The sequence below is a fragment of the Leifsonia sp. genome, assembly GCF_051955155.1.
Taxonomy (GTDB): domain Bacteria; phylum Actinomycetota; class Actinomycetes; order Actinomycetales; family Microbacteriaceae; genus Leifsonia.
This window is the reverse complement of the sequence record NZ_JBQCGZ010000011.1, coordinates 39,725-58,654: the sequence shown is the minus strand read 5'-3', so window position 1 is coordinate 58,654 and position 18,930 is coordinate 39,725. Positions and strand designations below refer to the sequence as shown.

The 18,930-nt window shown below is 72.6% G+C and carries 20 protein-coding genes, 1 tRNA gene and 1 pseudogene; 14 read left to right on the top strand and 8 right to left on the bottom strand.

Annotated features, from left to right (window positions below; translation table 11 throughout):
* A pseudogene (locus ACTHMF_RS01225) lies at positions 1-894 on the bottom strand (pyruvate dehydrogenase (acetyl-transferring), homodimeric type); the annotation flags it as partial.
* A 203-nt stretch (positions 895-1,097) separates the two neighbouring features.
* Between ACTHMF_RS01225 and ACTHMF_RS01220 the strand changes: the two are divergent.
* The 12 genes from ACTHMF_RS01220 to ACTHMF_RS01165 all read left to right on the top strand — a co-directional run bounded on the left by ACTHMF_RS01220 (position 1,098) and on the right by ACTHMF_RS01165 (position 11,184).
* Entirely contained in the window at positions 1,098-1,568 is a 471-nt protein-coding gene (locus tag ACTHMF_RS01220) for a peroxiredoxin (RefSeq protein WP_440315963.1), read from the top strand.
* Positions 1,569-1,706: 138 nt separating this feature from the next.
* A tRNA-Val gene (locus ACTHMF_RS01215) sits at positions 1,707-1,779 on the top strand.
* 34 nt (positions 1,780-1,813) lie between these two features.
* Positions 1,814-2,563 carry a 3-oxo-5-alpha-steroid 4-dehydrogenase gene (locus tag ACTHMF_RS01210; RefSeq protein ID WP_440315962.1) on the top strand — a complete coding sequence of 250 codons (750 nt, stop codon included), beginning with the start codon at positions 1,814-1,816 and terminating at the stop codon, positions 2,561-2,563.
* A 35-nt stretch (positions 2,564-2,598) separates the two neighbouring features.
* The gene (locus ACTHMF_RS01205) at positions 2,599-3,666 is read left to right on the top strand and encodes a zinc-ribbon domain-containing protein (protein ID WP_440315961.1); all 1,068 of its coding nucleotides are present in this window, start codon (positions 2,599-2,601) and stop codon (positions 3,664-3,666) included.
* A 101-nt stretch (positions 3,667-3,767) separates the two neighbouring features.
* Positions 3,768-4,196: a VOC family protein gene (locus tag ACTHMF_RS01200; RefSeq protein ID WP_314148142.1), complete on the top strand. Its 429-nt coding sequence runs from the start codon at positions 3,768-3,770 to the stop codon at positions 4,194-4,196.
* Positions 4,193-4,729, top strand: a complete 537-nt coding sequence (locus tag ACTHMF_RS01195; protein WP_440315960.1) for a universal stress protein — start codon at positions 4,193-4,195, stop codon at positions 4,727-4,729. Before ACTHMF_RS01200 ends, ACTHMF_RS01195 begins: the two co-directional genes overlap by 4 nt.
* Before the next feature lie 383 nt (positions 4,730-5,112).
* Positions 5,113-5,955, top strand: coding sequence for a class II glutamine amidotransferase (locus ACTHMF_RS01190; protein WP_440315959.1), 843 nt, complete (start codon positions 5,113-5,115; stop codon positions 5,953-5,955).
* Positions 5,956-6,018: 63 nt separating this feature from the next.
* Positions 6,019-7,056, top strand: coding sequence for an alpha/beta fold hydrolase (locus tag ACTHMF_RS01185; protein ID WP_440315958.1), 1,038 nt, complete (start codon positions 6,019-6,021; stop codon positions 7,054-7,056).
* On the top strand, positions 7,029-8,552 hold the full coding sequence (locus tag ACTHMF_RS01180) for a flavin-containing monooxygenase (RefSeq protein ID WP_440315957.1): 1,524 nt from the start codon (positions 7,029-7,031) through the stop codon (positions 8,550-8,552). Before ACTHMF_RS01185 ends, ACTHMF_RS01180 begins: the two co-directional genes overlap by 28 nt.
* A gap of 4 nt (positions 8,553-8,556) precedes the next feature.
* The gene (locus ACTHMF_RS01175; protein ID WP_440315956.1) at positions 8,557-10,179 is read left to right on the top strand and encodes an esterase/lipase family protein; all 1,623 of its coding nucleotides are present in this window, start codon (positions 8,557-8,559) and stop codon (positions 10,177-10,179) included.
* 86 nt (positions 10,180-10,265) lie between these two features.
* On the top strand, positions 10,266-10,745 hold the full coding sequence (locus ACTHMF_RS01170; RefSeq protein ID WP_440315955.1) for a hypothetical protein: 480 nt from the start codon (positions 10,266-10,268) through the stop codon (positions 10,743-10,745).
* Between the two features lie 31 nt (positions 10,746-10,776).
* Positions 10,777-11,184, top strand: coding sequence for a RidA family protein (locus ACTHMF_RS01165; RefSeq protein ID WP_440315954.1), 408 nt, complete (start codon positions 10,777-10,779; stop codon positions 11,182-11,184).
* Positions 11,185-11,243: 59 nt separating this feature from the next.
* Here ACTHMF_RS01165 and ACTHMF_RS01160 read toward each other — a convergent pair whose 3' ends face one another.
* From ACTHMF_RS01160 to ACTHMF_RS01130, 7 genes are all read right to left on the bottom strand, one after another.
* The gene (locus tag ACTHMF_RS01160; RefSeq protein ID WP_440315953.1) at positions 11,244-11,699 is read right to left on the bottom strand and encodes a DUF805 domain-containing protein; all 456 of its coding nucleotides are present in this window, start codon (positions 11,697-11,699) and stop codon (positions 11,244-11,246) included.
* Positions 11,700-11,785: 86 nt separating this feature from the next.
* Positions 11,786-12,232, bottom strand: a complete 447-nt coding sequence (locus ACTHMF_RS01155; RefSeq protein ID WP_440315965.1) for a CinA family protein — start codon at positions 12,230-12,232, stop codon at positions 11,786-11,788.
* Positions 12,233-12,289: 57 nt separating this feature from the next.
* On the bottom strand, positions 12,290-13,504 hold the full coding sequence (locus ACTHMF_RS01150) for a cytochrome P450 (RefSeq protein ID WP_440315952.1): 1,215 nt from the start codon (positions 13,502-13,504) through the stop codon (positions 12,290-12,292).
* Between the two features lie 63 nt (positions 13,505-13,567).
* Positions 13,568-13,912: a PRC-barrel domain-containing protein gene (locus tag ACTHMF_RS01145; RefSeq protein ID WP_440315951.1), complete on the bottom strand. Its 345-nt coding sequence runs from the start codon at positions 13,910-13,912 to the stop codon at positions 13,568-13,570.
* Entirely contained in the window at positions 13,899-14,294 is a 396-nt protein-coding gene (locus tag ACTHMF_RS01140) for a hypothetical protein (protein WP_440315950.1), read from the bottom strand. The genes ACTHMF_RS01145 and ACTHMF_RS01140 overlap by 14 nt, the downstream gene beginning before the upstream one ends.
* On the bottom strand, positions 14,291-15,523 hold the full coding sequence (locus tag ACTHMF_RS01135) for an NRAMP family divalent metal transporter (RefSeq protein WP_440315949.1): 1,233 nt from the start codon (positions 15,521-15,523) through the stop codon (positions 14,291-14,293). The genes ACTHMF_RS01140 and ACTHMF_RS01135 overlap by 4 nt, the downstream gene beginning before the upstream one ends.
* Positions 15,520-15,960, bottom strand: a complete 441-nt coding sequence (locus ACTHMF_RS01130; protein ID WP_440315948.1) for a hypothetical protein — start codon at positions 15,958-15,960, stop codon at positions 15,520-15,522. The genes ACTHMF_RS01135 and ACTHMF_RS01130 overlap by 4 nt, the downstream gene beginning before the upstream one ends.
* A gap of 138 nt (positions 15,961-16,098) precedes the next feature.
* On the opposite strand from ACTHMF_RS01130, the gene ACTHMF_RS01125 reads away from it, so the two are divergent.
* Entirely contained in the window at positions 16,099-18,462 is a 2,364-nt protein-coding gene (locus ACTHMF_RS01125; RefSeq protein ID WP_440315947.1) for a molybdopterin oxidoreductase family protein, read from the top strand.
* A complete protein-coding gene (locus tag ACTHMF_RS01120; protein ID WP_440315946.1) occupies positions 18,459-18,920 on the top strand; it encodes a hypothetical protein in 462 nt (153 codons plus the stop codon). The genes ACTHMF_RS01125 and ACTHMF_RS01120 overlap by 4 nt, the downstream gene beginning before the upstream one ends.
* Positions 18,921-18,930 lie beyond the last annotated feature (10 nt).

Below are 18,930 nucleotides of genomic sequence, written 5' to 3'. Positions count from 1 at the left end.
GACGTTCCAGCCGGCGCCGCGGAAGTAGCTCTCCAGCTCCTGGATGATCTTGCCGTTGCCGCGCACCGGGCCGTCGAGGCGCTGCAGGTTCGCGTTGATGACGAAGGTCAGGTTGTCGAGCTTCTCGTTCGCCGCGACCTGCAGCTGGCCGCGCGACTCCACCTCGTCCATCTCGCCGTCGCCGAGGAACGCCCAGACGTGCTGGTCGGAGGCGTCCTTGATGCCGCGGTTGGTGAGGTACTTGTTGAGCTGCGCCTGGTAGATCGCGTTGATCGGGCCGAGACCCATCGACACGGTCGGGAACTGCCAGAACTCCGGCATCAGCCGCGGGTGCGGGTACGAGGACAGCCCGCCGCCGGCGTGCGACTTCTCCTGGCGGAAGCCGTCCAGCTGGTCGGCGCTCAGACGGCCCTCGAGGAAGGCGCGGGCGTAGGTGCCGGGGGAGGCGTGGCCCTGGATGAAGATCTGGTCGCCGCCGCCGGGGTGGTCCTGGCCGCGGAAGAAGTGGTTGAAGCCCACCTCGTAGAGCGCCGCGCTGGACGCGTACGTGGAGATGTGGCCGCCCACGGCGATGCCGGGGCGCTGGGCCCTGTGCACCAGGATGGCCGCGTTCCAGCGGATCCACGCGCGGTAGCGGCGCTCGATCTCCTCGTCGCCGGGGAACTCCGGCTCGTTCTCCGGGGAGATGGTGTTGATGTAGTCGGTGGTCGGCACCATCGGCACGCCGAGGTGCAGTTCCTTCGAGCGCTTGAGCAGGCTGAGCATGATCTCGCGAGCGCGCTCATGGCCGTGTGCCGCAACCAGTGCATCGAGGGATTCCCGCCACTCGGCGGTCTCCTCCGGGTCCGAATCGATGTTATTCACCGAGTACGGGTCCTGGTCGTTTACAGTCACCCTCGACCTCTTTCTTGTGTCGGATGGATCGTGGAAGGCGCGCATCCGCTGTCGGGTCACGACAAAAGCGGGCACCATCGCTCAGCCTAGCCGCAACCGGAGCCACCTCGTGACCGCGCGCCTTGCCAGAGCGCCGAACCCGGTCTAAGCTCGCTCCTCGTGCGTCCGCGGGAGCGCGTCCCCGTACGGAAAGGATCGGACCGATGGCTCTGGAGAACGACACCCAGGCACCCGACTTCGAACTGGTGAACCAGTACGGCCAGGCCGTGCGCCTCAGCGACTTCCGCGGGAAGAAGGCCGTGGCGATCGTGTTCTTCCCGCTCGCCTTCTCGGGCACCTGCACCGGTGAGCTGTGCGCGCTGCGCGACAACCTCGCGCTCTTCGAGGACCACAGGGTCGAGCTGCTCGGCGTCTCCGTCGACTCCAAGTACACGCTGCGCGCGTGGGCCGAGCAGGAGGGCTACGGCTTCAGCCTGCTCGCCGACTTCTGGCCGCACGGCGACATCGCCAAGGAGTACGGCGTCTTCCTGCCGGAGAAGGGCTTCGCCAACCGGGCGACGTTCCTGGTGGACGAGGCGGGCATCATCCGCGCGTCCTTCATCACCGCCCCGGGCGAGGCCCGCTCGATCGAGGCCTACCGCGCCGCCCTGGAGCTGCTGCCCGCCCGGGTCTGACCGGCCGGATCGTCTCGGGGCGTCGGCCCGCAGGGAGGAGTTCTGGCCTGCGCGCGCGCCCATCGCCTCCCTAACGCGCCGTCATGAGGCGTGTCGCCCCGGAAACCCTCCCTTTCCAACCCGTTACTCTGGGGGAGAGGGCCTTTAGCTCAGCTGGTAGAGCGCCACGTTTACACCGTGGATGTCGTCGGTTCGATCCCGGCAGGGCCCACCGTGGCGCGGCGCGTCCTGAGTAGGCTGGCGGGGTGGGGGAACTGTACTGGTGGCTCGTGGCCGCCGAGCTCGCGCTCGCGGTGGTGACGTTCGTGGCGCTGTGCTTCGTGGTCGCGCCGTACGGCGGGCGGCACGGCCGGCCGGGCTGGGGGCCGACGGTGCCGTCGCGGGTCGGCTGGGTGGTCATGGAGGCGCCGGCCTCGCTCGCGTTCCTCGCGTTCTACCTGCTGGGCGCGCACCGGTTCGAGACGGTTCCGCTCCTGTTCCTGCTGCTCTGGCAGGCGCACTACGTGCAGCGCGCGTTCGTCTACCCGTTCCTGATGCGGTCCGGCTCGCGGATGCCGGTGCTGGTGATGCTGCTCGCCATCGTGTTCAACCTGCTCAACGCGTGGATCAACGCGCGCTGGATCTCCGAGTACGGCGACTATGCGCTCTCCTGGCTCGCCGATCCGCGGTTCTGGGTCGGGGTGGTCCTGTTCGCGGGCGGCTACGTGCTGAACGTGGGGTCCGACCGGATCCTGCGGGCGCTGCGGCGGCAGGGCGACGGTTACCGGGTCCCGATCGGCGGCGGCTTCCGGTTCGTGTCCAGCCCGAACTACCTGGGCGAGATCGTGGAGTGGATCGGCTGGGCGGTCGCGACCTGGTCGCTCGCGGGTGCGGCGTTCGCGCTGTACACGATCGCGAACCTCGCTCCGCGCGCCGTCGCCAACCACCGCTGGTACCGCGACACGTTCCCGGACTACCCTCCCGAGCGCCGCGCCCTGCTCCCACACCTGCTCTGAGGCGCGGTGTCGGCCGCCGTGGTTAGCCTGTGGCGGTGACGGAGAGCGTCGAGCAGTGGTGGGCCAGGCGGCAGTGGTCCAAGGGCACCGCCGTGCCCTACACCGTCGGGCGCTACCGCGACGACTGGGCCAGGTACCCGGTGCTCATCCGGCAATACCATCCCGACCTCAATCACGGGATCACGCTCAGCCAGGTCCCGCCCGCCGCGGACGTGTACCTGCTCTGGGAGTGCGACGCCGGGCACCGCTTCGTCGCGACGCCGGAAGAGCAGCGGTCGCGACCCGGCGGCACCCGGCGGCGGTCGGCGTGGTGCCCGGACTGCGCGGCGGGCGCGGTGCCGCGCCGCGTGCACCGGCCGGAGCCGGACGCGGGGATGCACCCGTGCGGCCACGCGCGCGACCCGCGCCGCATCGAGAACGACCCGGACGACGACCGCTGCTACCTGTGCCGGCGCCTCGACCGCAGCGAGCTGAGCAGGGAGGCGCTGCTCACGCTCGCCGCCCCCGGCTCGCGCGCAGCCGTATCGGCGGAGAACGGCACGTCCGGCCGCTACTGGTGGCAGGGCGCGCACGGCCACCCGGCCTACCAGGCGAAGATCGAGACGATCCTGGGTGGCAGGCGCTGCCCGGTCTGCCGGCATGCCCGCGGCGGCGCGGCGGACGTCGCCGTCGGCGAGGCGTTCGTCAGCCGGTGGGCGCCGAAGCCCGCGTCCGCCGCCGAGCCGGAGCTGAAGCGGCGCATCGGCGAGCGGCTCGCCGTCGACCTGGAGGCGAACGCGGTCCGGGTCGCGAAGCCGTTCTACTCGCACCTGGAGGTCTGGCCCGACATCCTGCTGCCCGAGCTGCGCGTCGCGATCGAGTACGACACGGTGGGCAGGCACGGCCTCGAGCACGTCGGGCCCCGCGAGGCGTCCGACCGCAGGAAGGACCGCCTGCTGCGCGCGGTCGGCTGGGAGGTGGTGCGCGTCCGCTGCGGGAAGCTGCTGCCGCTCGGGCCGTACGACGTGAGCGCGGGCGGCGTGACGGATGCGCTCGTCGCGCGCATCCTGGAGCGGCTGGAGGAGATCAGGGGCGCGCTGTTCGTGTCGGCGTACCTGCGCTGAGGACGCCGGCACCCTTGCGGGACCACGATCGGGGTCTCGTGCGCCCGGCGGCCGCTCGCTACGCTGACCGCGTACGGGCCGCATGACGAAGGAGGCCGCCCATGCCATCCATCCTGAATCCGTACCTGAACTTCCGGGCGCAGGCCCGCGAGGCGATGGACTTCTACCAGTCGGTCTTCGGGGGCACGCTGCAGCGCAGCACATTCGCCGAGTTCGGCATGGCGGAGGATCCGGCGGAGTCCGAGCTGGTGATGCACTCCCAGCTGACGACGGACGCCGGCTTCACGCTGATGGCCGCCGACGTCCCGCAGCGCATGGAGCTGAAGGAGGGCGCGCAGATCTCCATCTCGCTCAGCGGCGACGACGAGGCGGAGCTCAGCGGCTACTACGAGCGCCTCGCAGACGGCGGCAGAGTGATCGAGCCGCTGGCCAAGGCCCCGTGGGGAGACAGCTTCGGGATGCTCGTCGACCGCTACGGCGTCCAGTGGCTCGTGAACATCGCGGGCTCCCCAGCGCAGCAGGCCGGATGAGCGCGGGCGGGGAGGGTCCCGTCATCGCGGGCGTCCATCCCGGCCAGGCGTGCGCGGTCGTCGTGGAGGCGGCACGGCTCGCCGCCGCGATCGGACGGCCGCTGCTGTGCGCCCACGTCGGCGAGGACAGCTACCTGACCGAGTGGGACCGGCCGGGCGCGCGCGAGGTGGCGTCGCTGCATCCGGGGGCCGCCGCAGACCTCGCCGCGGGCGCCGCGCCGGGCGACGACTCGGCCGAGCAGGCCGCGCAGGAGGAGCTGGCGGCGAGCATCGCCCGCGCGCTGGACGGTGAGCAGACGGGGTGGACGCTGCGCCCGCTGGGCGGCGACCCCGCCAAGGCACTGGCCAGGCTCGCCGACGAGGTGGATGCGCGGCTGATCGTCGTCGGCACCAGGCAGAAGGGTTTCGCGCCCGCGCTGGAGGAGTTCCTCGCCGGGTCCGTCGCCGCGAAGCTCGCGCACGAGCAGGACCGCCCCGTCGTCGTGGTTCCGGTATCGCACGCCGCGGCCGAGCGGCTCGCGCCGCGGCAGTGAGCCCGGGGCGCCGTCCGCGAGAGCGGCCTCAGCGCGCGCTCGGGGCGAGGTCGCGCACCGCCGCGTCCAGGCTCCGGAAGTAGCTGCGCCGCGCGGGCAGTCCGAAGCGCGTCACCTCGTACATGCCGTCGAGGTCGCGGATTTAGCCGCGAACGCCGGGCGCGCCCGACGTGCTCACGCCGATGTCGTCGACTCGCCAGTGCCGGTCGGCGATCTCGTGCAGCTCCAGTCCGAGACGCTGGATTCTCGTGCGCGGGGTCACAGGAGGATCCAAGCGCGCCGCCGGCATCCCGCGGAAGGGGTTGACATGGTCATTCCCGCGGGACCGGTCGCGGCGTTATGGTCGAGCCGGACCGCCGGGGTCCGTGGGAGGGGTGGTCGTCATGTGTCGTTGGCTCGCATACTCGGGGGAGGCGATCAAGCCCGCGCTGCTGGTGCTGGACGCCCAGCACTCGCTGGTCGCCCAGTCGCTGAATTCGCCGCTCGGGGCGGAGACCGTGAACGGGGACGGCTTCGGCTTCGGCTGGTACCCGGAGGGGTCGAAGGCGGGCAGCATCCCCGCCCTGTTCCACAGCATCGAGCCGGCCTGGAACGACGAGAACCTGCGCGAGCTGACGGAGTCGATCGCAAGCCCCCTGTTCTTCGGGCACGTCCGCGCGGCCGGCGGGCCGCCGATCCAGCGCACCAACTGCCACCCGTTTCGGCACGAGAACTGGATGTTCATGCACAACGGCTTCCTCGGCGGGTTCCGCGAGATGAAGCGCGACCTCACCTTCGCTGTGGACCCGTCGCTGTACCCGGACATCCTCGGCACGACCGACTCGGAGGTCTTGTTCCACCTGGCGCTGACGCTCGGGCTGAAGGACGACCCGATCGGGGCGATGGCGAAGACGGTCAGGATGGTCGAGGAGGTCGGCGAGAAGCACGGGGTGAAGTTCCCGATGCAGGGCACGCTCGCGCTCTCCGACGGTGCGACGCTGTGGGCGTTCCGGTACTCGACCGCGCGCCGCAGCCGCAGCCTGTACCACTCGGTCGCGCTCCCGGAGATGCGGGAGATGTACCCGGAGGCGGCGCAGCTGGCGCAGTTCGGCGACAAGGCGAAGGTCGTCGTGTCCGAGCCGCTGAACGACCTGCCGGGCGCCTTCGTCGAGGTCGGCGAGTCGACGGTGGCCATCCTGAGCGACGAGGGCTACCACCACGAGCCCTTCCTCGACGACGGGGAGTGAGCGGCGCCGGGTTGGGTGATCTCCCCGATGCCCCGGGCCGGCGGGGACGCGCATCCTGACGGTATGAGCATCACGATGACCCGGATCGAGCAGCAGCGGATCGGCACAACGGAGGCGGACGGCCAGCCGGTCGCCTACGCCGTCAGCGGCGCCGGCCCGCTCCTGGTGTGCGTCCCCGGCTGGATCAGCGACGTCGAGCTCGGCTGGGCGATCCGGCCCGAGCGCGCGGTCGCCGAGGCGATCGGCCGCGGGCGCCGCGTCATCCGCTACGACCTGCCGGGCTGCGGACGCTCGCGACCGGCGACGGCCGCGCCGAGCATCCCGCTCGCCGTCGCGACCCTGGACGCGGTGATCGCGGCCGAGGGCGCCGGCCCGGTCGACCTGTACGCCGTGTCGTTCGGGGTGGCGGTCGCCCTGGCCTGGGCGGCCGCGCACCCGGACCGTGTGCGCTCCCTGGTGCTCTACGGCGGCTGGGCGGATGGTTCGGCGCTCGCGCCGCCGGAGCTGCGGGAGCGCATCCCCGCGCTGGTGCGCGCGCACTGGGGGCTCGGCTCCGACGTGCTCGCCGATATCTTCGCCGCCGACGCCGACGCGACCGGCCGTGCCTCGTTCGCGCGCTACCAGCGCGCCGCGGCGAGCGCCGCCACCGCGGCGGACATCCTCGCCCTCTCCTACCGGGTGGACGCGAGCGCGGACGCCCGCGCGGTGACCTGCCCGACGCTCGTCCTGCACCGTGCCGAGGATCGCGCAGTGCCGGTGGCGGAGGGGCGCCGGCTCGCCCGGCTGATCCCCGGCGCCCGGTTCGAGGCGATCCCCGGACGCTCGCACATCCCGTACCTCGGCGACGTCACCGCGCTCAGCACGCCGATCCTGCGCTTCCTCGGCATCGCGGGGCCGCCCGCCGCGCCGCCCGCGCTGACGCCCCGGCAGCTCGAGGTCGCCGCGCTCGTCGCCGACGGGCTGACCAACCGCGAGATCGCGCTGGCGCTCACGATCACCGAGAAGTCGGCGGAGTCGCACCTGGAGCACATCCTCACCCGGCTCGGCTTCCGCTCCCGCGCGCAGATCGCCGCGTGGTACGCCTCCGGGAGCCGGTCGTGAGCGGGGCGGGCGCGGCGGTGGCCGAGCACGACGTCGTGATCGTCGGCGCCGGGTTCGCCGGGATCGCCGCCGCGTGGCGGCTCCTCGAGGCCGGCCGCGGCGACGTCGTGGTGCTGGAGAGGGCCGACGAGCTGGGCGGCACGTGGCGGGACAACCGCTACCCGGGCGCGGCGTGCGACATCCGCAGCGACCTGTACTCGTTCTCGTTCGCGCCGAACCCGGACTGGCGGCACGCCTACGGGCGGCAGGAGGAGATCCTCGGCTACCTGCGCGGGGTGGCGGAGTCGCACGGCATCCTGCCGCACATCCGGTTCGGGACGGAGCTGCTGGCGGCCGTCTGGGAGGAGGGAGCGGACCGGTGGCGGCTGCGCACCACGACGGGGGAGCTGAGCGCGCGCGTGCTGCTGAGCGGGCACGGCCCGTTCGGGGACCCGAGCATCCCGCGCATCGCCGGCGCGGAGTCGTTCGCGGGGGTGAGCATGCACTCCTCGCGCTGGGACCCGTCCGTCCCCATCGACGGCGCGCGCGTCGGCGTGATCGGCACCGGGGCGTCGGCGATCCAGGTCGTCCCCGAGCTGGCGCGCACGGCGGGGACGCTCACCGTCTTCCAGCGCAGCGCGCCGTGGATCATCCCGCGGCACGACCGGCCGACGAGCGCGCGCCGGCGCGCGCTGTTCCGGCGGCTGCCGGTGCTGCAGCGGCTGTCCCGCGGCACCGAGTTCGTGCTCGACGACGCGCGCTGGTTCGGGTTCGCCTCCCCGGTGCTCGGGGCCGGGATCGCCGGCTACGCGCGCCGGCACCTGCGCAGGCAGGTGCGGGACGAGCGGCTGCGCTCTGCGCTGACCCCGGACTACCGGATCGGCTGCAAGCGCGTGCTGGTCTCCGACGACTACTACCCGGCGCTCGGCAGCCCGAACGTCGAGCTGGTCACCGACCGCATCGAACGGCTGGAGCCGGAGGGGGCCGTCACGGCGAGCGGCAGGCGGATCCCGCTCGACGTCGTCGTGTACGCGACCGGGTTCGACGCGACCCGCCCGCACATCGCGGAGCGCATCGTCGGCGCGGGCGGCCGCACGCTCGCCGAGGTGTGGGCCGATGGGATGTACGCGCTGCGCGGGGCGACCGTGCCCGGCTTCCCGAACCTGTTCCTGCTGCACGGCCCCAATGCGGCGCTCTCGCACAACAGCGCCGTCTACATGATCGAGCGTCAGGTGCACTACGCCGTGCAGGCCGTCACGCTCTCACCGGCGGACGCCGTCCTGGAGGCGACGCCCGCGGCCGTCGCGGCCTACCGCGCCCGGATCGGCAGGGCGCTCGCGCGAGGCGTGTGGTCGACCGGAGGCTGCTCCAGCTACTACCTGGACGCGGGCGGCGCGAACACCTTCCTGTGGCCGTACCGCGCGGCCCGGTTCGCCCGGGAGACGCGGCGGTTCGACCCGAGGGAGTACACGGTGCGCCCGAGCCTTGCCAAAGCGGAGCGGGCGCGCGCATCCTGACCGCATGGATGCACTCCCGATCGTCTACGTCCGCGGCTACGCGGGCCCGAGCAGCCAGATCGACGTGACCGTCGACGACCCCTTCTACGGGTTCAACGAGGGCGCGACGCACGTGCGGGTGGGCGGTGACGGCGACCCGATGTTCTACCAGTTCGAGGGGCCGCTGCTGCGGCTGATGACCGAGCACGGCTACCAGTTCCTGGTCCGCGGCGACCAGAGGCGCTTCCTGGAGAGCGGAACCGAACCGCTCACGCCGAAGTCGGTCTGGGTGCACCGGTACTACGACGAGGTCGCCACCACCTTCGCCGCGCCCAAGAAGCGCAACTTCCTGGAGGGCATCGTCGACGCGATCACCAGCCACGTCGACGACAACGGCTTCGACATCGAGCGCGCCGCCGCGGAGCTCTACGACCTGGTCATCCGCGTCCTCGAACGCACCGGAGCGCCGAAGGTGAACCTGGTCGCGCACTCGATGGGCGGGCTGGTGGCGCGCTGCATGATGCAGAAGGTGTGCGAGACGCCGGTGGACGGGACGCCGCGGCGGCACGCCAGGGACATCGTGGCGAAGCTGTTCACCTACGGGACGCCGCACGGCGGCATCCAGCTCGTCCTCGGCGCGGCGAACTGGGCGATGGACGCGTTCGGGCCAGCCGGCTCCGACGTGTTCTCGCCGTCCAAGATGTACGGCTACCTCACGCCGGGGAAGAACTTCGGCGATCGGGCGCCGGCCGGCGACGGCTGGGACCCGCAGCGCATCCCGCCGGAGATCTTCGACGCGGACGACGTGTTCTGCCTGATCGGCACCGATCCGAACGACTACACGCTCGCACGCGTCGCGGTGGGCCCGCGCAGCGACGGGCTGGTGCTGATCGAGCACGCCTACGTGCGCGGGGCGCACCGCGCGTACGTCTACAAGTCGCACTCCGGACGCTACGGCGAGGTCAACTCGGAGGAGGGCTACCAGAACCTCTCGCGGTTCCTGTTCGGCAGCTGGATGGCGGCCATCGCCTTCGCCGGACTGCCCTCCAGCACGGAGGGCCTCGACCCGGAGGACGCCTGGCAGGCCGACATGGGGCTGTCCATCCGCGGGCTCCCGATCGTGATGTCGGAGCAGCAGGCCGCGCACTGGTGCCCGATCCAGCTGAACGCGGAGATCCGGCACGAGAAGGACAGTGTCGACGCGCCCATCCCGATCGTCCGCACGTTCCTGTTCGCCAAAGAGCCGCCGGTCGGCGGAGCGCGTACGGATGCGGAGCTGCTGTCCCGCTACGCCCTGCGATTGCGCGTCTACAAGCTGACCGAGAACAACGGCGGCTTCGACTTCGCCGACCACCTGGAGCAGATCTCGGACTGGAGCGACACCCTGATCGTCGACATCGGCCCGGAGGAGGACGGCTCCGGGTTCGGCGCCTGGACGTGCTGGAACAGCCGGCTCGTCGGCCCGATCGAGGCCACACCGCGGATGCCCGATCGGCTGCAGCTGACCGGGCGCGACGACGGCACGTTCACCGGGACGGTGCCGCTGCCGGACGTGGCGAGGGGGCTGCCGGTGTTCGGCGCCGACGCGTCGTTGGCGGTGACGGTCGCCCGCCGCGCCCCGGTCGTCGCGGTCCCGGCGGCCGGCTGAGCGGCGGACCGTTCGCAGCGGGCCGCTCGCGCCGGGCCGGCGTTCCGTGCCAGGATCGTGTCGACGTCGCACGAGGGGGGACACAGATGCCGACGACAGAGTATCCGCGCGTGGATCCGGGGGTGGCCTCGCGCCTGCCGGCCGGGCCGATCCTGATGCGGCTGCGCGGCCTGCTGGTGAGCACGGGCATCGCCGCGTTCGTCTACAGCGCGCTCGCCAACAGCAGCAGGATGGAGTGCACGGGCGGGGGCGGCTCCGACCGGAGCCCGGCCGCGTCCATGTGCGCGGGCCTGACGGCGCACCCGAGCTGGCTGGTGTACGCGGCGTTCGCCGTGATCCTGTTCGTGGCGATCGGTAGGGTCGCCCGCCGGGCGACGACGGTGCCGGAGGCGCTGCGCACGCTCGACCGGGCGGCGATCCTGATCATCGCGGTCGCGCTGGTGTCGGTGGTGATCGGTACGGTCTGGATGTTCCTGATCCCGCTCGATCCGGTACGGGGGAGCGGCACGACGATCCTCCCGTTCCCGTTCGTGTGGGCGGAGCTGACGTTCACCCCGGCGCCCTGAGCGGCCCGACACGACCTTCGAGGAGGAAGCCATGTCCGCAGAACCCCGTCCCGTCGACCCGCCCGAGCTGTTCCGGAGCCCCGCGTTCGCGCAGGGGATGATCCTCCCGGCCGGGCCGGTGCTCGTGGTTGGCGGCCAGAACGGCGTCGACGCCGAGGGCACGCTGCTGGAGGGGCTGCAGGCGCAGACCGGGCAGGCGCTCCGCAACGTGCTGAGCGTCCTGGCCGCGGCGGGCTGCGGCCCGGAGCACGTCGCGAAGCTGACCATCCACCTGGACCCGTCGGTCGACCCGACGGAGGCGTACGGCGCGACGCGCACGGTCTGGGGCGACCACCGCACCGCCGTCACCGTGCTCGGCGTCGCGCCGGCCCGCCCCGGCGCGCTGGTCGAGATCGACGCGCTCGCCTCCGTCCCGGAGCAGACCCCCTCCACCGACTGACCCCGTCCGGTACGACCGTCCCCGCGCGAGTGGGGGCGGCACGTACCGAACGGGGACGGTCAGCGAGCGGCGCGGTCGAAGCGTGCGCCGGCCGGGTCGGCGGGCAGGAGCGTCAGCACGAGCACCGCGATCCAGCCGACCAGCGGGACGAAGGAGAGCAGCCAGAACGCCCCGCTGAGGTTCGCGTCGTGCAACCGGCGCCACACCAGCGCCAGCGTCGGGACGATCGTGGCAAGACCCCAGGCGAGCGCCAGGACAGCGGCGACGACGATCCCGGCATCGAGGTGGAAGCCTCCGCCGCGCGGGCGCGCCAGCAGCGAGGGGACGTAGATCGCCTCGATCGCGATCCCGACGGCGCCCGAGAACAGCACCCACCACCAGTACTCGCTGCGGCTGGCGCGGCCGTGGAAGTCCGCGTACTTGCGCCAGAACCGGGCGAAGGCGGCGGAGAAGGGCGCCCCGTAGTACGGCAGCTCGAGCGGGACGGCCTCCCGCGAGGAACCCGGTGCGGACACGGCGCCCTCCCTGCCCGGTTCGCCACGAACCGTGCCCGCAGGCTAACCCCGCAACCTGACGCGCTGCTCGGACTCGCTGAGAGACCTCACCGAGGCCGGCCGGCGGCGAGGTCGTCGTGGAGAGCGCGCACGGCGGCCTCGACGGTCGCCTGGACCACCTCGGCGGGCTCGCCGACGAACCGCAGGTGCTCGACGGTCAGGGCGCCGCGTCGGCCGTGCGCGAGGAACACCGTGCCGGCAGGCCGGCCCTCCTCCGGGCCCGGGCCGCCCGCGCCGGTCACCGCGGCGACGACCTCCGCGTCCAGCAGCCGGGCGACGCCCTCGGCCATCTGCTCCGCGCACGCGGCGGTGATGACCGGTCCCGGCTCGACGCCGAGGACATCGAACTTGACGTGCTCGGAGTACGCGACGACCCCGCCGACGAACCAGCGGCTCGCCTGCGGGGCGGAGCCGAGCGCCGTGGCGATGGCGCCCGAGGTGAGCGATTCGGCGACCGCGATGCGCACGCCGGAGGCGGCGGCGGTGTCAGCGATCCGTTCGAGGGTGTCGTCGATGGCGATGGCGAGGTCCTTCCGTCCGTCCGTCGGTCGTCAGTCGTGCACGGCGAGCCGGCCGACAACGAGTCCGCTGCGCGGGAGCGTGGGGAACCGGCGCAGGCTCACGCGCAGGTCCTGCTCCGGCACCGCGTAGTGGATGCGGCGGGTCAGCAGGCGCACCCCCGCATCCATGAGGTCGAGCGTCACCGGCTCGCCGGGGCAGCGGTGGTCGTCGGCGTAGTGTCCGCCGCCCTGCGGGATGAGCGTGTTCGGTTCGATCGCGCGACCGCCGAAGCGTTCGGGGTCGAACCGGCCGGGCGCCTCCCACAGCGCGGGGTGGTGGTCCGTCGCGTACAGGTCGAGCGCGACCCGGGCGCCGGCCGGGAACCGCCTGCCGTCCCACTCCAGGTCCCGTGCGGCGCGTCCGGCCACGAACGGGAAGAACGGGTAGAACCGGCGCACCTCGTTCGAGAACCGGCGCACGTCGTCGCTCTGGGCCGAGCCGAGCCGCCCACGCCACGCCGGGCGCCGTTGCAGCGCCAGCGCAGCGAAGGTCAGGAACCAGGCGACGGCGACGACCGGTCGCAGGATGTTCAGCAGCTCGACGGCGGCGATCTCCGGCGGCAGCGGGTCCGGCTCGCCGTACGCGGCCAGCACCGCGAGCGGAGAACCCGGGGGAGCGGACGGCGCGTGCCGCTCGCGCGCGACGGTCTCCGCCAGCAGCCGCTCCGCGTCCCGGCGCCGCAGCCGCGCGAACCAGTTGACGGGGCCGACCGTCCCGGCCGCCGCGATCATCCGCTGCAGAGCGCCGCTGCGCTCCAGCTCGGCGGCGACGCGTTCTGGCAGGCCGGTCCACGCGCACACCGCACGCAGCAGCGACAGCGAGAACAGGTCGATCAGCCGCACCTCGCCACCGGCGCACGCGCGTGCGGCAGCCGTGAGCTCGCGCTCGAACACCTCGACCAGTCCGCCCGCCGCGCCGTCCGTCAGCAGCCCGAGGAACAGGGCCTTGCGCTGCCGGTGCGCCGCGCCCTCGAGCGCCTGCACGCTGCCCTCGTCCTGCAGCAGGTGCTGCACGGACGCGGGCATCGCCCCCGCCCGGGTGAACCGGCCGCCTTCGGAGAAGAACCGGGCGGCGTCGGCCCCGCGCAGCAGCGTCAGCGGCACGCCTTCCAGCCGCGTCGTCGCGACGTCGGCTCCTGCCCGCTCGAACCGCCGCGTCCCGAACAGGTAGCCCTCCCGCACGAACGCCAGGGTCTCGTCACGCATCCGCATCCCCTCCCACGCCAACGCAACCGGTTCCCGCGGGCGCGCGCAAGGAGTTGACAGCCCTCAATCCCCGGTTCCGGCCAGACGCGGCGAGTAGCGCACGGCGCCCTCCCGGAGGGTCACCGCGTCCTCGCCCAGCGCAGCGAGGTCCTCCCACAGCACCAGGAACGAGCCGCGCTCCCGCCAGGCGAACCAGCGCGCGAGGAGCGCCGGGGCGTTGACGCCGGTGCGCTCGTAGCCGAGGAACGAGGACGACGAGCGCGGGCTGACGATCAGTTCGAACACGCGCGGGGTGGACAGCAGCCGGCCGTCGCTGCGGTCCATCGCGAAGCGTACGTCGACCACGACGCCGAGCCGCTCGCCTCCCGCATCCCGCACCGGCCGGTCGATCAGGTCACTCAGGATCATGGCGGCCTCCCGGGATGTGGGCCATCACGTGGTCGCGCAGCCAGCGCTCCACCCAGCCGGCGTCGAAGTGCTCCGCTCGCACACCGGTGCGCAGGACGATCCCGACGTCCGCGATGGTGCGCCAGGGGATGCGCACGAACCGCGAGCGCGGCGGCCGGCCGCCGAACACGCGCGTCGCGAAGACGGGACCGGTGAGCAGCGCGTCCAGTGTCGGCGGCGCGTCCGGGTCGAGGTGCGCCGCATCCTCCGGGTCGCTCAGCTCGATGTCGTCGACCGTGGTCACCGGGACGCCGTCCGGGTCGAGGATCTGCCGGTCGAGCAGGTCGAGCTGGGCGTCCAGCACGCGGCCGGCGACGCGGGGAGGATCGGGGAACGCGCTCATGCTCCCGCTCCCGTGATGATCATCAAGGGGATGGCCGCGATCGACGCGACCAGGATGAGGGCGAGGAAGACCAGCCCGAAGAAGTTGGTCGTCCTCCCGTTGACCTTGTCTCCCATGTACTTCGGGTCGTTCGCGATGACGAGGATGGGCAGATAGGTCAGCGGCAGCGCGATCGCCGAGAACACCACGGAGAACTCGGTGACCTGAACCGGGTCGACGCCCGTGAACAGGATGCCGAGCCCGACCACCAGCGACAGGATCATCGTCGCGTGGAACCGGGACGCCGACGCGGGCCGCCGGAACTTGCCCCACGGCCAGCCGAAGAACTGGGCGAGCGTGTAGCCGCTGGAGAGCGTCACCTCCAGCGCGGCGCCGAACGTGGCGGCGACGAAGCCGAGCAGGGCGATGATCACCCCGATCTTCCCCGCCGCCTGCGCGACGGGGAGCACGGTCTCCGACAGCGACGTCACCGCGATGCCCTTCGGCAGCAGGACGATGCTGGCGCACGCCGCGATCGACAGCGACAGCAGGCCGCCGAGCGGGAAGCCGACGAGCACGTTCAGCCGCGACTGCTTGAGGTCCTTCGCCGTCCACTTCTCCTCGATCGCGCCGGAGGAGAAGAAGAATACCTCGTACGGCGTCATCGCCGCGCCGAACAGGGCGACGGCGTAGTACCAGTACGTCCACGGCGACTCGTCGGTGTGCGGGGAGGGCTGCACCAGGATCTGCGAGCCGAGCGCCGACCAGTCCGGGTGCAGCAGGAACACCGCGACCGCGAAGACGACGAGCGCGAGGCCGAGCAGCCCGGTCACGTTCTCGAGGATCGAGAACTTCACGCGCCAGATCACGATCCACACCGCGATCGCGGCGACCGGGAACCACAGCGCGGGGGCGATGCTGGAGGCGAGCTGCAGCGCGAGCGCGATGCCGCCGACCTCCGCGGTGAGCGTGAGCAGGTTGATCAGGAACGACGCCGACAGGTTCGCCAGCGCCAGCCGGGCGCCGAGCCGCTCGCGGATGATCTCGAACGTCGCGCGCCCGCTCACCGCGGCGACGCGGCCCGACATCTGGGCGAACAGGCAGATGCCGACCACGCCCACCAGCACGGCCCAGGTCAACGTCATCCCGAACCGGGACCCGACGACGCTGTTCGTCACCAGATCGCCGATGTCGACGAAGCCGCCGATGGCGGTGAGGACGCCGAGCGCGACGGCGAAGAGGCCCTTCATCCGCGCTCCATCCGCTTGGACCCCGCGGCCAGCTTCTGCGCGATGCCGTCGAGGCGCTCGCTGAGCCGCGCAGCGGCGGACGGGGTCAGCCGCCCGGCGCTGTCCGCGTCCTGCGCGGTGAGCACGGCATCCTGAGCGCTGCGCACGAGCGCGATCATGTTGTCCCGCGCCGCGCCGATGCCGCCGGTCGCCGTCAGCTCGGACAGGCTCGTCGCCGCGTCGCCGAGCGCCTTCCCCGAATCGCTCAGCGCGGTGTCGAGCACACCGGGCGTCAGGCGGTCGTTCGCCTCCAGCCCCAGCGAGAGCCCGGCCGAGCGGGCGCTGGACGCGGCGGTGCCGGCCGTCTGGGCGAGCGAGGACCGCGCCTGAGCGTCCGCGCTGCACCCGGTCAGGAGCACGGCCACGAGCGCCAGGGGGAGGAGTGCGCGCCGCTTCACGTCCCGACACGGTACGCGCGGAGAACGGCCGGCGGAAGCTCTGCCCTCACGGCTGTCATGCTGAGGCCGGGCGCACACCCGATCCCGGCGCCTCGCAAGGGGTTGTGCCGCAGTCTGCGCGCGGCGCACGGTGTCGTCATGGACAAGACCCGGATCGATGGCGCCCGGATCGGAGACTCCCGGATCACGGACGTCTGGGGCGCCAGGACACCGTACGCGAACGGCGAATGGCCGGCGCGCGTCGACACGATGCTCGCCGACGGTGTGACCGAAGCGGACGTCGAGCGCTGGGTGCGGTCGGCGTGCGTGCTGTGCAGCAACGGCTGCGGCCTCGACATCGCCGTGAAGGACGGCAGGATGGTCGGCGTGCGCGGCCGCGCCGACGACGCGATCAACCGCGGCAGGCTGGGGCCGAAGGGCCTCTACGCCAGCTGGCAGGCGATGGAGGCACGCGACCGGCTGACGACGCCGCTCGTCCGCCGCGACGGCGAGCTGGTGGAGGCGAGCTGGGACGAGGCGATGGAAACGATCGTCGCGCGCAGCCGCGCGCGGCTGGAGGAGATCGGCCCGCTCAGCCACGGCTTCTACACCAGCGGCCAGCTCTTCATCGAGGAGTACTACGCACTCGCCGTGATCGGGAAGGCGGGCATCGGCACGCCGCACATGGACGGCAACACCCGGCTGTGCACCGCGACCGCCGCGCAGGCGCTCAAGGAGACGTTCGGCGCGGACGGCCAGCCCGGCTGCTACGAGGACGTGGACGAGTGCGACGCCCTGTTCCTGTGGGGCCACAACATGGCGGCGACCCAGACCGTGCTCTGGTCGCGCGTGCTCGACCGGCTGGCGGGGCCCAACCCGCCCCGGCTGGTCGCCGTCGACCCGCGCAGGACGCCGGTGGCCGAGCGCGCCGACGTCCACCTCGCGGTCCGTCCCGGCACGAACCTGGCGCTCATGCACGCGCTGGTGCGCGAGCTGCTCGTGAACGGCTGGACGGACGAGGAGTTCCTGCTCGCGCACACCATCGGCCTCGACGAGCTGCGCGGGCTGTGCGAGGAGTGGACGCCCGAACGCGCGGCCGAGGTGTGCGGCGTTGACGCGGCGGACATCCGGGAGGCGGCGCGCATCTTCGCGACCTCCGAGCGCGTGCTCTCCACGGTCCTGCAGGGCTTCTACCAGTCGTCGCAGGCGACGGCCTCGGCGTGCCAGGTCAACAACCTGCACCTGCTGCGCGGGATGCTGGGGCGCCCGGGCGCCGGCATCCTGCAGATGAACGGCCAGCCGACCGCGCAGAACAACCGGGAGTGCGGCGCCGACGGCGACCTCCCCGGATTCCGGAACTGGGAGAACCCGGAGCATGTCGCCGACTTGGCCCGGCTGTGGGGCGTCGACCCGCTGGTCATCCCGCACTGGGCGGCGCCGACCCACGCGATGCAGCTGTTCCGGTACGCCGAGCAGGGCTCGCTGCGCTTCCTCTGGGTGTCGGCGACCAACCCGGCGGTCTCGCTGCCGCAGCTCGCCCGGATCCGGGACGCGCTCGCGACCGACTCGCTCTTCCTCGTGGTGCAGGACCTCTACCTGACCGAGACCGCCCGCCTCGCCGACGTCGTGCTGCCCGCCGCGGGCTGGGGCGAGAAGACCGGGACGTTCACGAACGCCACGCGCACCGTCCACCTGTCGGAGAAGGCGGTCGAGCCGCCCGGGTCAGCGCGCAGCGACCTCGACATCTTCCTGGACTACGCCCGCCGGATGGGCTTCCGCCGCGACGACGGAACGCCGCTGCTGGACTGGGCCGGGCCGGAGGACGCGTACCGGGCGTGGCAGGAGTGCTCGCGCGGGCGTCCCTGCGACTACACCGGCATCTCGTACGACGACCTCCGCGCCGAGAGCGGCATCCACTGGCCGAGGCGCGCGGCGGAGCGGGAGAGCGTGACCCGGCTGTACACCGACGCCGACTTCCCGTCCCGGCCGGACTACTGCGAGACGTTCGGGCACGACCTGCTCACCGGCGCGACCGTCGGCGAGGAGGCGTACACGGCGCTGCAGCCGGGGGGCAGGGCGATCCTGAAGTCGGCGCCGTACACCGGCCCGCACGAGGCCCCGGACGACGAGTACCCGTTCCGGCTGACGACGGGCCGCAGCGTCTACCACTTCCACACCCGCACCAAGACGGGACGCACGCCGGAGCTGAGCGAAGCGGCGCCGTCGGTGTGGCTGGAACTGGCCCGCGAGGACGCCGAGCGGCAGGGCATCGCCGACGGCGAGCTGGTGGAGGTGCGTTCCCGCCGCGGCCGGATCGTCGCGCCCGTTCGGATCACCGGCATCCGCGCCGGCACTGTGTTCGCGCCGTTCCACTACGGCTACTGGGACGCACCGCCCGGGGCGGAGGAGCGGCACCCGACCGCCGCCAACGAGCTGACGCTCACGGAGTGGGATCCGGTGTCCAAGCAGCCGCTGTTCAAGACGGCCGCGGTCTCCGTGCGGCCGTGGGGAGGTGCGTCGTGAAGCTGCCCGTCTACCTCGGCCTGCTGGCCGAGTCAGAGTCGACGCTCGCGGAGAGCTATCGCCAGGTCGCCGAGGCGCACGGCGACGAGCCGGACGTGCACGCCCTCTGCCTGAGCCTCGCCGCGCAGTGCGACGCGCACCGGGAGCGGCTCCAGCCGGTCATCGACCGGGTGGGGGAGTCGACGGAGGACGACGAGCCGGAACGCTTGCACGCGGACGCGCTGTCCGAGCCGCGCAGCGGACCGCTCGGCCTGCTGCGCGACCTGCAGGACCTCTACCTGCTGGCGAGCATGACCGACATCACCTGGTCGATGATCGGTCAGTCGGCGATGGCGCTGCGGGACGCGGAACTGCTCTCGGTCGTCCAGGCGTGCGACACAGAGACGGCTGTACAGCTGCGCTGGCTGCGGACCAGGATGAAGCAAGCCGCGCCGCAGGCCCTGATCGCGGCGCGCTGAAGGGGACGGG

Bases quoted from the DNA above. Each gene is read 5' to 3' on its own strand.
- ACTHMF_RS01190 (WP_440315959.1), top strand. From the start codon at position 5,113: ATGTGTCGTTGGCTCGCATACTCGGGGGAGGCGATCAAGCCCGCGCTG.
- ACTHMF_RS01125 (WP_440315947.1), top strand. From the start codon at position 16,099: ATGGACAAGACCCGGATCGATGGCGCCCGGATCGGAGACTCCCGGATC.
- ACTHMF_RS01145 (WP_440315951.1), bottom strand. From the start codon at position 13,912: ATGATCCTGAGTGACCTGATCGACCGGCCGGTGCGGGATGCGGGAGGC.
- ACTHMF_RS01150 (WP_440315952.1), bottom strand. From the start codon at position 13,504: ATGCGTGACGAGACCCTGGCGTTCGTGCGGGAGGGCTACCTGTTCGGG.
- ACTHMF_RS01220 (WP_440315963.1), top strand. From the start codon at position 1,098: ATGGCTCTGGAGAACGACACCCAGGCACCCGACTTCGAACTGGTGAAC.
- ACTHMF_RS01175 (WP_440315956.1), top strand. From the start codon at position 8,557: ATGGATGCACTCCCGATCGTCTACGTCCGCGGCTACGCGGGCCCGAGC.
- ACTHMF_RS01165 (WP_440315954.1), top strand. From the start codon at position 10,777: ATGTCCGCAGAACCCCGTCCCGTCGACCCGCCCGAGCTGTTCCGGAGC.
- ACTHMF_RS01200 (WP_314148142.1), top strand. From the start codon at position 3,768: ATGCCATCCATCCTGAATCCGTACCTGAACTTCCGGGCGCAGGCCCGC.
- ACTHMF_RS01185 (WP_440315958.1), top strand. From the start codon at position 6,019: ATGAGCATCACGATGACCCGGATCGAGCAGCAGCGGATCGGCACAACG.
- ACTHMF_RS01140 (WP_440315950.1), bottom strand. From the start codon at position 14,294: ATGAGCGCGTTCCCCGATCCTCCCCGCGTCGCCGGCCGCGTGCTGGAC.
- ACTHMF_RS01135 (WP_440315949.1), bottom strand. From the start codon at position 15,523: ATGAAGGGCCTCTTCGCCGTCGCGCTCGGCGTCCTCACCGCCATCGGC.
- ACTHMF_RS01170 (WP_440315955.1), top strand. From the start codon at position 10,266: ATGCCGACGACAGAGTATCCGCGCGTGGATCCGGGGGTGGCCTCGCGC.
- ACTHMF_RS01195 (WP_440315960.1), top strand. From the start codon at position 4,193: ATGAGCGCGGGCGGGGAGGGTCCCGTCATCGCGGGCGTCCATCCCGGC.